We start from the raw sequence: 14,074 nt of genomic DNA, 5'->3' as shown, positions 1-14,074 counted from the left end.
AAATGAGAGTCCTGCTTTATCATACCTCTATTTCGAACCTTTCTTTTAACGGGAGATATTAAGAGGAAATCTGTTAGCCGGAGGCATATAATAGAAGGGAGGTGATGGACATGTTTACTCCAGAAGAAAAAGATGCCGTTTATAAAGTCATTTATACCCGAAGAGACGTCCGAACTTTCCGCTCCGATCCGATTCCGGATGACACCGTCATGAATCTGTTAAGCGCAGCACACCATGCGCCATCAGTCGGCTTTATGCAGCCGTGGAATTTCGTCCTCGTCACATCGGACGATGTCAAACAGCGCCTGGCATGGGCCGCGGACAAAGAACGGAGAGCACTTGCCATTCACTATGAAGGAGAGCGTCAGGACCAGTTCCTGGAACTCAAAATTCAAGGCATTAAGCAGGCGCCTCTCACGATTTGTATCACCTGCGATCCTACCCGGGGCGGATCGCACGTCTTGGGGCGCAACTCGATCCCGGAAACCGATATGTTGTCGGTCGCCTGTGCAATCCAGAATTTATGGCTGGCTGCGTGCGCTGAAGGATTGGCCGCCGGCTGGGTGAGCTTTTACAAGAAAAATGATGTAAGAGATATCCTGGAAATCCCTCCGCACATCGATCCCATTGCCTTAATCTCCATCGGTTATACGGACCAGTATCCGGACAAACCCATTCTGGAGTCTACCGGCTGGGAGAAGCGCCGGACAATGGATGATCTCATCTACCACGAAAAGTGGGGACAATCTTAATAGAAAAACAGGGCCCTCCTCAAGTCATCAAGCTGACTTAGGGAGGGTCCTGTTGTTGTATGTACATGACTAACGCGCGATGAATATGCTCATTAAGCTCCGGTACGCTGTATTACAGCGGGCAGCTGAGACGAGCGGTCTCTTCTGCGAAAGGTCTATGAACAGAACGAGACGCTCACTTTTTATCAGAAGGATACAAGGAACATCTCGATCCAGCTCGGGTGATGCTTAAAGTATAAACTCTATCAGATTGTCGGTGCTCCCCCTTTTCTGGCCTTTGATCTCTTAAACAGATAGGAATACAATTTGATATATTGTCCAACCAATATTGCATTTAGTATGGTACCTTCGCGAATAAACATAATCTTATGCAAGAAAAACAATCCGATGCATGCCGCCAAAAGAAGCAAGGAACAATCAAAAATCGTTTTAATGTTCCCCCATTTTTTTCCCGTTCTTTTAAATACCGTATTCACGAACATATCAATAGGCATAAGCACCAGGTTAGCTTGAATCATCAGAAATAAACCAAAGGCTAGAGCTGCATCTCCGAATACAAGTAGCATTAATTTGGCAAAATAAACATCCAGTTGTATGAAACTGGTCAGTTGTAGATTAAAATCCAAAAAGAAAGCCAAGGCCAAAGCAGGAATTAATGAAGCAAAGTTTTTTAATTTAAAATCTTTTGGCAATACTAAATAAGTTAACAACAACATAATAAGTTCCAGAATGAAATTATAAGTCCCCTGGGACAATTCAGGATGAATCACCGTCATAACCCTGGTAAGACTGCTTTGAGGCGAAATTCCAATACCTGCTCTTATTGCCAAACTAACACCAAAAGTCAAAATATAAATTCCAATTAAGTACATGGCCCATCGCTTTGTTAAGGTACTGTTACTTTGCAGTTCGTTGGTAACCGTATTATTTTGCATATACCATCCCTCTTTCTAGATAAAATTTGTAGAACTTAAACTCCTCTTTTAAACGTAAGCGCTTACACATTAACAAAACGTTACTTTCTTCCATGAACATTCTTGGATTCCATTGGCGCGGATATATGCTTCACGTAAATTTCCGGCTTGATCTAAATGAAGGATGGGCTGACTTGACTAAAGTGGCTCCTTTCTTGGTGGGTGATGTTCTCGTCAAACATCATCCCATCCAAAATTTGAAGCACATTTACTAAAAGGAATTTCGTTCAAAACGTCTCGTACTATTATTCCATGAAACGGAAACGGTGCAGAGAAATAAACAGGCTTAAAAGCTTATTAACAACAGGCTCACCCTCGTTGCGGTTACCCAAATCCTCCAGGGCAGCATCAATTGCTGCAGCGCTAGACGTTAATTCATCTACGCTCATATTCGCCATCACACCGTAAATTTCAAGCGGCATCACACTTTTATTCGTTTGGTTTTCCGTTACAATACATGCTCCTGAATACTGATCCACTTCTTTTGCGCAGTAGCACATCTCTTCACTTTCCTGTCCGACTACGACGAAATAGGGGGTTGGAGCAGGCCAAAAAGTGGCTACAGCACCTCGCTCTATAGAAACACCTTTAAATAAACCATTCATTACATGTCGTTTTCCTTCTGAATAACGCTGAATAACAGACAGACGGCTGAATTTCTCGCCCTCATATTCCGGAACAATTTGCCCATCTCTCAGGGGTACCCAGACTTCCTGGTAGAACTTGGCATGACCACGCCCATATACATCAAATAAGTAGACTTTTGCTTGAGTTCCGTCTTCAGAAACTTCTAGGGGTACAATATCCAGCTGCTCTGGTGTTAAGTCATCTAAACCTGTTATCCCCTGCGTGCACATTGATGAGTAGTCGATATCGGCATTCTTCAATAATTTTTTATCTTTTGCAATCAATTCACCATCTTTGAATACATAAAGAGGGTTTATTTTAGATAAACTGTCTGTCAACACGATATCTGCGAAACGTCCTGGTGTCAAAGAACCGATCTGATCTTCCATATGGAAAGATTTAGCCGTATTGTAAGAAGCCATTTTAATTGCTTTAATGGGACTGATTCCCATCTCCGCACACAGAGAGATAATCCAATCCATATGCCCCATCTTAAGCAAACGCTCAATCGATATGTTATCGGTACAAAGCATAAAATTATCGGTCGGGAACTTCCGGTCTACAATGGCACGAAGCAAGGTTCTGATGACTTCGCTGCTGCCTACGCCAAACTTAATTTGTGTGGCAAAACCATAGCGAATACTTTTTTCGATATCATCTACATTCCAGACATCATGATTGTTGGATACGCCAATAGCTGGCAAATAGTTCAACATCATATCCGAAAGGGCAGTCACTCCCCAATGCCCATTGATAAATCCGCCTTTATCCCGGACCCAAGCGGCTTTATGAAAATCATCCTCATCTCCCGAGCTGTAAGTGAAGTGTTCAAATTCACCTAATCCTATAACAGGTTCCATCTCCAGCACTGCTTTTGTCACCGATGCCGCTGTTTTTTTACCGGGTGCAAACGCGTACAATCGGTAAGGCAGTTTATCATAATCTTGGAATAAATCTTTAGCTGCTTGTACGCCATTCTCACCAGCCGCACTAAGAAGATCCAGGCACTCAGCAAAAATAGTCGTCGTTCCGCAAGGAACCATCGCCTCAGCTAGCGCTGTCGGATGGGCTAATTGAGATTCAAAATGTAAATGTGCATCAATCAAACCTGGAATGGCATAAAGTCCCTTCCCGTCAAATACATCTTTAACTCTTATTAGAGATTCGTCTGGGTTAAGTGCTACAATACGCTTATCATAAATGAGTATAGAACCTTGATATACCGTTTCCCCATGCACATCCAGAATGTTCAAGTTCTTCATAAGAAGATCGGCTTCTTTTTTGCCATTTAAAATATCAAAAATAGCGCGGACTTTTTGTAAATGGGTTTCTGTCTGTTTCATTTTCATTTCTCCTTTTTATTCATTTTTTATAAGTAGAGCTAAGCTCTTAACTTATTTCATTAATCATGTTTAGTTAAACGTTTAACTAATAGATGAATTCCATTGATAAAACTATCATTAGAGCAATAAGCGGTTAAGCACTTTTTAGTTAAACGATTAACTAAAAAACAAGCTTTCATTACTAGATAAAGAGCATCGTTGATCCTCTATCCACTTTAAAATCCATCTGACTTCCAGCCTTTTATCTCTAAAAATCAGACGGATTTACGTTCAACGATAAACGGCTCCAATATCGTTATGGGTTCGAATACTTGTTTTCGGATCTGGCTTAGAATAATCTCTGCACTTCTTATACCTAATTCTCGGTTCTGCAAATCTACACAAGTAAGCTCGGGCGTAGAAATTTGGGACATCAGGGAATTTCCCAGACTTAGAACGGCAATATCCTCAAATACACGAATCTTAGCTTGAACCAATGCCTTAGTCAAATATACGGCACTCAATTCGTTAAGTACAAATACACCATCAATATTGTTCTCCAGAAGATGTGGAACACAATTTTTCGGCAGGTCCATACCATCTTCAATTTCCATAATCATTGGCTTTTGCTGACCCTTACTCGCCAGATTAAAACCATCTATAAAATATTCAAGCAGATGGTTAGGCAGATTTTTATGCATTAAGGCAATTTTACTTTTTCCTTTTAAAAACAGATGCTCTGCACCTAACTTACTTGCTTTAACTAAATCTGGGTACACCAACGGAAAACCGTTGTACGGAATACATCTATTTGCATACACGACTGGAATATTCCATTCGAAAACGCTTTGAATACTCTCTTTAAAAGATACATCAGAAAATAATCCAATAAATATAATTCCAGCTATCATATTTTCTCGCATAAGTTGAAGGATTTCATCTTCATTTAAGTTTAGATTGTCTACTTCATATACAAAAAGATTATAATGATGCTTTCCTAAAGTTTGACTGATGCCGGAAGTTATCTCAGAGTAATAAAGATTATTAATCTTTGGCAAGATTACAGCTACATTAAAGGTTTCATTACGTTTTAATGCTTTTGCAACCACATTGGGTACATATCCAAGTTCTTTAATTGCGCGTTGAATTCTGGCCTCTGTTTCTTTTTTGACGACAATATCGGAATTCAAATATCTGGAAACAGTACAAGCGCTTACATTCGCATGTTTTGCAATATCTTTTAAAGTAGTCACTGAAACCTCCTTACTAACGGCAATTTATATCATCGGGTTAATCGTTTAACAAAATCATCGTATCATGCAAAAAGACAAATTACAAGAAAATTATACCTATATATTTTTAATAATCTAATAAGTATTATGAAAGTAATTCTAAGTGTAACAAATGACAAGCTTCTATTCCTTGTCACCTCCCTCCCGTTAAAAAACTGCCGGATTCTCGAATCGCGGCAGTTGCTTGTATTCGTATAGGAACCTACCTCTTATTTACCAAAAAGCGAACGTACACCGCGTACAATAAACACACCGGCAAATACGATCATCGACAGCGATCCTACCAGATCCAGTACAGGTTCCAGACTGGTTAAGACCGTGCCGTCAACAGGTGTTTTTACCAGCGCATATCCGCCGAGAACTCCACCCAAAGTAACCAGAAACTTATCCACAGCTCCACTCCTTCCCGCTTTCTTGTACATCTTATGCGCCAGTAAAGCTAAGATGCAGCACGCTCCGCGCCTCTTTTTGAAAAGATGATATTTAGGCCCCGCCTTTGATTTACTTTGCGCTTTGTATTACTTTTAGAAGGACATCTCCGCGCATCTTAGCGGTCTGATTTCTTTGTTAAATGCAGAAAAAGCAGGTGGACTTATGAAAAATGTGCGTATTCTAGTGGCCGACGACGATAAAGAAATCCGGGATTTAGTGAAGATTTATCTGGAAAGAGAATGGTATCAGGTGGATACCGCTGTAAACGGCGAGGAAGCCATAGCTTATTTTGAACGCAGCCGGTACGATCTTGTCATTCTCGATCTGATGATGCCCCGAGTGGACGGAATCGAGGTGTGCCGTGTTATCCGGAACAGGAGCAATGTCCCGGTTCTGATGCTGACGGCCAAAGATCATGAGGCGGATAAAATCGTAGGCCTGAATATAGGCGCCGATGATTATATGACCAAACCTTTCAGCATCCACGAAGTGATCGCCCGGGTGAAAGCTTTGATGAGGCGTTTCCTGGTACTGGGAAGCAGCAGCGAATTGGATTCTGTCCATCGCGCGGAGCCGAATATCGTCAAGTTCAAAGGACTTATTATGGATCTGCAGAATTACACGGTCACACGTGACGGTGACGAAATTCCATTAACAGGCAAAGAACTTCAGCTGTTGAAATTCCTGGTCTCGCATCCGGGGCAGGTATTTACTAAAACTCAACTTTTCCGGAACGTATGGGACAGCGATTATTTAGAAGATGACAATACCGTGATGGTTCATATCCGCAAGCTGCGTAAAAAGGTTGAAAGAGATCCGTCCAATCCGCAGTGGATCCAGACGGTATGGGGGATCGGTTACAAGTTCGTAGGTGAGAAAGATGAAGCTTGATAAGACTCTATCCCTCCCGTTCTTACAACTTCTCGTTATCAGCGCGCTTATCTTGGCTGAACTTGCAGGCCCTCCCCCTAACTGGCTGAGATGGGCCTGTCTGCTGACCTTATTCCTTCTTTCCTGGCTATATCTGTATGGGCAACTGCGTACCCGCGCCCGTCTTAAGCAGATGCAGCAGGAGCTTAGACGCGTCCTGGACGGCAACCGGACAACCCGGCTGCTGGCCAAGGACAGCCCCTCTATGAATGAAGTGATTTTCACCATTAACGAACTCATCCATGAGCTGGAACAAGTACAAATCGAGGCCGTACAATCCCAAGCTTCCCGGAAAAGCCTCCTATCGAGTATTTCTCACGACATCCGTACTCCGCTGACCTCGATTATCGGTTATGTGGATGCTCTTAAAGACGATGCCGCAGTAACGCAGCAAGAGCAGCGTGATTATCTGGATATCCTGTCCCGCAAAGCCGGCGCTTTGAAGCACCTGACCGATGAAATGTTTAACATGGCCAAGCTGGATGCCGACGAGTTCCCAATCTCAGCGGAGCCTCTGGATTTTGCCGAGGCAGCGAGGGAATCACTGATCGAGTTCCTGCCGGAGCTCAAACAAGCGGGAATGGAACTGGTCATTCGAATCCCGGAAGAGAAGCGGTTCATGATTGCCGCCGACCGTTTAAGTCTGAACCGGATTCTGGGCAACCTCATCAAGAATGCCATTCATTACGGGAAAGAAGGCGGCGTTCTCGGGATCGAACTTACCGAAATCAAGAGCGGCGATTATCAATTGTCCTTGTGGGATCAGGGGCCGGGTATTGCTTCAGCGGACATCGGTCATGTGTTCCAGAGAATGTACCGGGGCGATGCTGCGCGCAGCCCTTCTTCCGGCGGGAGCGGGCTCGGACTGTCCATTGCCCGGGCATTGACGGAGAAGAACGGGGGCCGGATCGGGGTTAGCAGCGTGCCATGGAGCCGGACGACGTTCACGCTCACTTTTCCGCAGCTGGCCCGTCCAGCTCTTTTAAGAAACAATTAAGAAATAGATAAGCAGCAGTTAAGCCCGGCTCCTTATCCTTAAGCCATGAGCCTATGAACTTATGGAAAGAGGTGCACCCGACATGAGTGTGGTAATCAAGACCACCAATCTGACGAAGCTCTACGGGACACAGAAGTCCGTAGACCGTCTCCATATGACCGTGAAGCAGGGTCAGATCTATGGCTTCCTCGGCCGCAACGGTGCCGGCAAAACGACCACAATCCGTATGCTGCTCGGCCTCATCAAGCCGACGGAGGGCGATATCGAAATTTTCGGTGAGAGTCTGCTCTCCCGACACAAGGAAATTCTGAGACGAATCGGTTCGATTGTCGAAGTCCCCGGATTCTACGAGAATCTGACCGCCCGGGAAAATCTGCAGATCAATGCCCGGATCATGGGCATCCACAAGAAAACCGCGCTGGAAGAAGCGCTGGAAACCGTCGGTCTTCAGCATGAAACGAAGAAACTCGTCGGGAAATATTCCCTCGGGATGAAGCAGCGGCTTGGAATCGCCCGCGCTCTCCTGCACTACCCCGAGCTGCTCATCCTCGATGAGCCTACCAACGGGCTCGATCCGATCGGCATCAAGGAAATGCGCAAGCTGATCAAAGCCCTGGCCGAGGAAAGAAAGATCACGATCCTCGTGTCCAGCCATATTCTCTCCGAGGTGGAGCAGCTAGTGGATCAGCTCGGAATTATCCATGAGGGCAGGCTGCTGGAAGAAATGTCCTTCGAACAGCTCCGGGCAAGAAACCGCAAGTACTTGGAGTTCCAGGTATCCAACGACAATAAAGCCGTCCTCCTGCTGGAAAAACATTTCGATATTCATGATTACGAGGTTCATGATGACGGGCGCATACGTGTCTACTCTCACCTCGGACAGCAGGGAAAGATTAACCGGATGTTCGTCCAGCACGATATCGAAGTGTCCCGAATCTCAATGAGTGAGGACAAGCTTGAAGAATACTTTACGAAGCTGGTTGGAGGTGGGACGATTGGCTAGTCTGCTTTTCACCGAGTTTCTCAAGCTCAAACGCTCTAAGATGTTCCTGATTAGCATCCTCGGAGCGGCTGTAGCTCCTTTTATGGTCGTCGTCGCCACCTGGGTGCAGCTCCAGACGAAAGCGAATCCGCCTGTAGTGCTGTTCGAGCAGCTTTTCTACGAGACGAATCTGTATGTGGTCCTGGTCATAGGCGTTCCGCTCTACGGCGTCGTTACCGCGTATTTATTCAGCCGGGAGTACCAGGAGGATACCCTCAAGAATCTGCTGACCATCCCAGTATCCCGGATGAGCTATCTTCTCAGCAAGCTGCTTATGCTGCTGATGTGGATCATCGCGCTGACGCTCGTCGCCTGGTCCCTCACACTGGGACTTGGCCTCCTTACGCGATTCGGCGGCTTTAGCGGAGCGCTGGTCCTGCAATCCCTGCAGCGTTTTGTGACGGGCGGGCTGCTGCTGTTCATCTTGTCCATGCCTGCGGTTCTGATTACGCTCGTACTCAAAAATTACGTACCGACCATTATTTTCACGATCGTCATAACAATGATCAATGTGATGGGAGCCAATTCGGAACACCGGGACTTGTTCCCCTGGGCGGCGGTTCAAGATATTACGAATCAGAGCCTGCTCCCTACTTATCCGGCGTTCTACACCTATGCCCTGATCGCCGCTGCATCATTAGGCGGACTGGCCGCCATTCTCATTTATTTCAGCCGGACGGATATTGACTGAGAATATATGAAAGAAGCACGGCAGACCGCATGTGCTATCGGATACGGGAGGGTTAAGATGAGTGAGTTGCTAATTGCTTTTATAATGGGGATTGTGGAAGGTTTGGCGGAATTTCTTCCAATCTCTTCTACAGGGCATCTGATCCTGGTCGGACATTTGCTGGGCTTTGAAGGCGAGCGGGCCAAAACACTCGAGATCGTAATCCAGCTGGGCGCTATTCTGGCCATTACCGTCTTATACCGGGAGCGTCTGGTGTCCCTATTCAACATCAAGCCCCTGCTTAATAAAGAGAAAAAATTCAATGCCCTTCATGTCATACTCGGTGTGTTTCCAGCGGGAATCGTCGGCGTCTTAACGCTTGATCTTGTGAAAATGTATCTTTTCCAGCCCTACACCGTCGTCATCGGGCTCGTTGCCGGTGCGATTCTTATCCTGTTCGCCGAGAAGAAAAAACCGGAGCCCGTTTCTTTTTGCCTGGATGAATTGACGTATAAGCAGGCCCTGACGATCGGCCTGTTCCAATGTCTGGCTGCTTTCCCCGGCTTCTCCAGAGCCGGTTCCACCATATCCGGCGGTTTGCTCGCCAAAGCAAGCTATAAGACCGCCTCTGAATTCTCCTTTCTCATCGCAATTCCGATTATGGTCGGGGTCACAGGTCTGGATTTGTATAAAAGCCGGGATCTGCTGACCGCAAGTGATATTCCCATGTTTGCTGTCGGATTTATCACCTCTTTTGCCGTTGCCATGCTGGCCGTTGTCACATTCCTGAAGCTGCTGGAGAAATGGGGCCTCACACCATTCGCTTATTACCGCATCGTGCTTGCCATTCTCTTTACGTTGTTTGTCCTTCTCTGACGGATTTGTAAATAAAAATAATAATTTACTATACAATCTAAAATTAAAAGGAAAATTTTTCACGAGAACGAATATATGGGGGGAATAGATTAAGCTACGTTAAAGGAGTCCAATTTACGGTATGCAAAAAGTTCTAAAGCTCGCCCCTTTTTTTCTCCTGCCTTTGCTCATCATCGCAGGTACGCTTTACATGGTTCGCACGTATACCCCGAATGTGTCCTACAAAGATCAGGTTGCGGTTCTTCTGTACCATCACATCAGCGATACGGATACCAGTAGTGTGACCATTACTCCCGCTCTGTTCCGGGAACAGCTGACTTATTTACGGGAGCGCAATTACCAGTTTATTACCATGAAGCAGTTCAAAGAGTTCATGGCAGGCGGTGAGGTGCCGGACAAGGCGGTGCTGGTCACCTTCGATGACGGCTACGAAAGCCTTTATGAGAATGCCTATCCGATTCTCAAGGAACTGCAGATTCCAGCCGTGAATTTCGTTATTACCGAGACACTCGACAATCCGCCTGCAGGAAGCCTCAAGTTTATGAACAAGAGGGAACTGCAAGCCCTGGCTTCAAGCAAAGAAGTTAACATTGACTGCCAATGTCATTCCGATGGCATGCACAATAAACAGAACGGCAATCCGCTGCTGATCACCAATATGATTGTTGACGGTCAGCCCGAGACGGACGCCCAGTACGATGAACGCGTTCTCCGCGATGCGCAGCTTTGCTCCGACAAGCTCAGAAGCAACGGTTCAAGCGAGCCGGATGCGTACGCTTACCCGTACGGGTTCTACAACAAGCACGCTTCCTCCCTTCTTCAGAAAGCCGGGTTCCGGTATGCCTTTACCGTCGTAAGCGAAATCACGACCAAAGAGGACGATCCGATGCAGATTGCGCGAATTACGGGAGGCAGCCCCTGGGTCAAGCCCAAAAGTCTGGACCGGGCCATCCAGCGCAATGTCATAGACGGCAAGAAACCTTCCGATTACGTGTCTTTCCGCAAGGTCATCGAAGATCTGGGTGGCACTGTGGACGTGTCGAAGGACCGGACAGTCTCCTTCCACGTACGGGGAAAACACGGCAAAATCAAACCGGACAGCTCCACGATCGAGCTGAATGGAGACGAGATGCCGCTCAAGCATCCGGCACGGATCAAGTCCCGCAAAGTGCAGATTCATTACGAGGATTTACAGCAGATCTTCGGCATTGATGTCGTTCATATTCCATTCGGAGATGAATTCAAAGCCCGAGTGACCCCTAAGCGCAGCCAGACCGATAGTTAATTCTTCTGCAAAAGCGTCCGGATAGACGGGAACCTTTCTCCCTCTATCCGGGCGCTTTTTTCTTCCGGCACCCGGTTGCCCTCACATATCCGAGCTCTCCTTGAATATATTTAGTAACAAGCGTTTTTTATGCTCGTCCAACGAACGCAAACAGGAGGTGCCCCTCATGACAGACCCTTCGTTTATCGTCTCCAGAGAGGACTGGTCCCTGCACCGCAAAGGCTACCAGGACCAGACGAGACACCAGGAAAAAGTCCGCGATGCCATCAAACAGAATCTTCCCGATATCGTGTCCGATGAGAGCATCATTCTGTCGAATGGCAAACAAGTCGTGAAAGTACCCATTCGCTCACTCGATGAATACAGGTTCCGATATAACTACCAGAAAAGCAAGCATGTCGGTCAGGGAGACGGCGACAGCGAAGTCGGCGATGTGCTCGGCGTAGATCCCCAGCCCGCCAAAGGCGGCAAGGGCGAAGGAGCCGGAGATAAGCCCGGCGAGGACTACTACGAAGCCGAAGTATCGTTCGAGGAGCTGCAGGCCATGCTCTTCGAAGAGCTGGAGCTTCCTTTCCTGCAGCGCAAGGACAAACGGAACTTCAGCGCCAAGGAGGTCCTTTTTAACGATATCCGCAAAAAAGGAATCATGTCCAACATCGATAAGAAGCGTACCATTCTCGAGAATCTGAGACGTAATGCTTCGCAGGGAGACCCTGGAATCCACGGCATCTCCCCCGACGACCTGCGTTTCAAAACGTGGAACGAAGTTGAGAAGCCCCATTCCAATGCGCTGATTATCGCGATGATGGATACGTCGGGCTCCATGGGATCGTTCGAGAAGTTCATTGCCCGCAGCTTCTTCTTCTGGATGACCCGCTTCCTGCGGACGAAATACGAGCATGTCGAAATCGTCTTTATTGCGCACCACACCGAAGCCAGAGAGGTCACGGAAGAGGAATTTTTCACGAAGGGCGAAAGCGGCGGGACAATTTGTTCCTCGGCCTACCAGACCGCCCTTGATATTATCGACAGCCGGTATCCGCCCGAGCAGTACAATATTTATCCGTTCCACTTCTCGGACGGAGATAATTTGACCTCGGATAATGAGCGCTGTGTGAAGCTGATTGCCCAGCTTATGGAGCGCAGCAACATGTTCGGATACGGCGAGGTCAACCAATACAACCGGAGCAGCACGCTGATGTCCGCGTACCGGAATATTCATCATCCCAAATTCATGCACTACATTATCCGTGAAAAAACAGAAGTGTATAAAGCACTCCGGTCGTTCTTCTCACCCCGGACCGAGGGAGGCGAATTGGCATGACCCCCGATGAGATCCGCCAGCTCGAATATGCGATTGCGGAGATTACTGAAGTCGCCGAAGGCTTCGGACTCGACTTCTATCCGATGCGGTACGAAATATGCCCCGCCGACATTATTTATACTTTCGGCGCTTACGGCATGCCGACCCGATTCTCACACTGGAGTTTTGGAAAAACTTTCCATAAAATGAAGACCCAGTATGATTTTGGCCTCAGCAAAATTTATGAATTGGTAATCAACTCCGATCCGTGCTATGCCTTCCTGCTGGACGGCAATTCGCTTATTCAGAATAAGCTGATCGTCGCGCACGTTCTGGCACACTGCGATTTTTTCAAGAATAATGCACGCTTCTCCCGGACGAACCGCAACATGGTCGAAAGCATGTCCGCTACCGCCGAGCGTGTGCGGCAGTATGAAATCGAATACGGGGCTCACCGTGTCGAGGAATTCCTTGACTGCGTCCTGGCTGTGCAGGAGCATGTCGATCCGAGTCTGACGAAGCCTTATCGTGTCCGCAAAGACAGTAACGCCGACAAGGACCGGCGGCATCTGGGCCGAGACGGGAAGCCCCGGACGGGCTACGAGGACTTGTGGGACCTGGAGCGTTCCAGTCAGCCGCAGGACAACCAAGAGAGCCGGGAGAACAGCCGGTTTCCGGCCCGGCCGGAAAAAGACATTCTCCATTTTATCCAGGAACATGCCCCCCATCTGGAAGAGTGGCAGCGCGATATTCTGACGATGCTGCGGGATGAAATGCTCTACTTCTGGCCGCAGATGGAGACGAAGATCATGAACGAAGGCTGGGCTTCTTATTGGCATCAGCGCATCCTGCGGGAACTGGATATGACGGAAGAGGAAACGATCGAATACTCGAAGCTGAATTCGGGGGTTGTACAGCCCTCCACCCATACGCTCAACCCTTATTATCTCGGCCTCAAAATCTTCGAGGATATTGAAAAACGCTGGGATAAACCTTCGCAGGAAGACAGGGAAAAATACGGCCGGCCGGGCGGCGAAGGCCGCAGTAAAATGTTCGAGGTGCGCGAATTCGACTCGGATACTTCTTTTATCCGCAACTACATGACCAAGGAACTGGTCGAGGACCTGGATCTCTATGTGTTCGAGAAAAAAGGGCCGGAATGGAAAATTACCGACAAGGCCTGGAAAAACATACGGGACCAGCTGGTCTATTCCCGGGTGAACGGAGGGTTCCCTTATCTGGAAATATTCGATGGCGATTACCAGCGCAACGGCGAGCTGTATCTTCGTCACTCCTACGAGGGCGTGGAGCTGGATCTGAAGTATGTGGAGAGAACACTGCCTTACTTATACCGCTTATGGAACAAACCGGTGTATTTACAGAGCGTCGTGGAGGAAAAACCTGTGCTGTTCTCTTATGACGGGAAGAAGAATCAACGGAAGTTTTTGTAAAGACGCCTACTTGGATGCGGATGCACAAGCCGCAGCCCGCACACAGGCGGACAATGAAATAAGGCCTCCTGTCCACCGCTCACGCGGGATCAGGAGGCCTTTCATTTGGAGGTGTTACCGG

General features: G+C 47.3%; 13 protein-coding genes. 9 read left to right on the top strand and 4 right to left on the bottom strand.

The features are described from left to right. Positions 1 to 110: 110 nt before the first annotated feature. Positions 111 to 752 carry a 5,6-dimethylbenzimidazole synthase gene (gene bluB, locus AR333_RS00500; protein ID WP_068773403.1) on the top strand — a complete coding sequence of 214 codons (642 nt, stop codon included), beginning with the start codon at positions 111 to 113 and terminating at the stop codon, positions 750 to 752. Between the two features lie 245 nt (positions 753 to 997). Here bluB and AR333_RS00495 read toward each other — a convergent pair whose 3' ends face one another. From AR333_RS00495 to AR333_RS00480, 4 genes are all read right to left on the bottom strand, one after another. Next, positions 998 to 1,687, bottom strand: a complete 690-nt coding sequence (locus AR333_RS00495; RefSeq protein WP_068773402.1) for a YitT family protein — start codon at positions 1,685 to 1,687, stop codon at positions 998 to 1,000. A 284-nt stretch (positions 1,688 to 1,971) separates the two neighbouring features. Continuing rightward, positions 1,972 to 3,696 (bottom strand): amidohydrolase family protein, encoded by a 1,725-nt coding sequence (locus tag AR333_RS00490; RefSeq protein ID WP_156430791.1) that lies wholly within the window; start codon positions 3,694 to 3,696, stop codon positions 1,972 to 1,974. A gap of 254 nt (positions 3,697 to 3,950) precedes the next feature. Next, on the bottom strand, positions 3,951 to 4,928 hold the full coding sequence (locus tag AR333_RS00485; protein WP_084783417.1) for a LacI family DNA-binding transcriptional regulator: 978 nt from the start codon (positions 4,926 to 4,928) through the stop codon (positions 3,951 to 3,953). A gap of 248 nt (positions 4,929 to 5,176) precedes the next feature. Beyond that, positions 5,177 to 5,359: a hypothetical protein gene (locus tag AR333_RS00480; RefSeq protein WP_068773400.1), complete on the bottom strand. Its 183-nt coding sequence runs from the start codon at positions 5,357 to 5,359 to the stop codon at positions 5,177 to 5,179. 202 nt (positions 5,360 to 5,561) lie between these two features. Between AR333_RS00480 and AR333_RS00475 the strand changes: the two genes are divergently transcribed. The 8 genes from AR333_RS00475 (at position 5,562) to AR333_RS00440 (ending at position 13,953) form a co-directional block, all read left to right on the top strand. Continuing rightward, on the top strand, positions 5,562 to 6,290 hold the full coding sequence (locus AR333_RS00475; protein WP_068773399.1) for a response regulator transcription factor: 729 nt from the start codon (positions 5,562 to 5,564) through the stop codon (positions 6,288 to 6,290). Then, entirely contained in the window at positions 6,280 to 7,326 is a 1,047-nt protein-coding gene (locus tag AR333_RS00470; protein WP_068773398.1) for a sensor histidine kinase KdpD, read from the top strand. The genes AR333_RS00475 and AR333_RS00470 overlap by 11 nt, the downstream gene beginning before the upstream one ends. A gap of 82 nt (positions 7,327 to 7,408) precedes the next feature. After that, on the top strand, positions 7,409 to 8,329 hold the full coding sequence (locus AR333_RS00465) for an ABC transporter ATP-binding protein (protein WP_068773397.1): 921 nt from the start codon (positions 7,409 to 7,411) through the stop codon (positions 8,327 to 8,329). Continuing rightward, a complete protein-coding gene (locus tag AR333_RS00460; RefSeq protein ID WP_068773396.1) occupies positions 8,322 to 9,059 on the top strand; it encodes an ABC transporter permease in 738 nt (245 codons plus the stop codon). Before AR333_RS00465 ends, AR333_RS00460 begins: the two co-directional genes overlap by 8 nt. A 57-nt stretch (positions 9,060 to 9,116) precedes the next feature. Then, positions 9,117 to 9,914 (top strand): undecaprenyl-diphosphate phosphatase, encoded by a 798-nt coding sequence (bacA, locus tag AR333_RS00455; RefSeq protein ID WP_068773395.1) that lies wholly within the window; start codon positions 9,117 to 9,119, stop codon positions 9,912 to 9,914. 121 nt (positions 9,915 to 10,035) lie between these two features. Further along, positions 10,036 to 11,199 (top strand): polysaccharide deacetylase family protein, encoded by a 1,164-nt coding sequence (locus AR333_RS00450; protein ID WP_068773394.1) that lies wholly within the window; start codon positions 10,036 to 10,038, stop codon positions 11,197 to 11,199. Positions 11,200 to 11,365: 166 nt separating this feature from the next. After that, on the top strand, positions 11,366 to 12,523 hold the full coding sequence (gene yhbH, locus AR333_RS00445; protein WP_068773393.1) for a sporulation protein YhbH: 1,158 nt from the start codon (positions 11,366 to 11,368) through the stop codon (positions 12,521 to 12,523). Further along, a complete protein-coding gene (locus AR333_RS00440) occupies positions 12,520 to 13,953 on the top strand; it encodes a SpoVR family protein (RefSeq protein WP_068773392.1) in 1,434 nt (477 codons plus the stop codon). Before yhbH ends, AR333_RS00440 begins: the two co-directional genes overlap by 4 nt. Positions 13,954 to 14,074: the final 121 nt, after the last annotated feature.

Origin of the sequence: Paenibacillus sp. FJAT-26967 (assembly GCF_001541095.1) — a bacterium.
Taxonomy (GTDB): Bacteria; Bacillota; Bacilli; order Paenibacillales; family NBRC-103111; genus Paenibacillus_F.
This window is presented reverse-complemented; position numbering and strand designations above follow the sequence as displayed.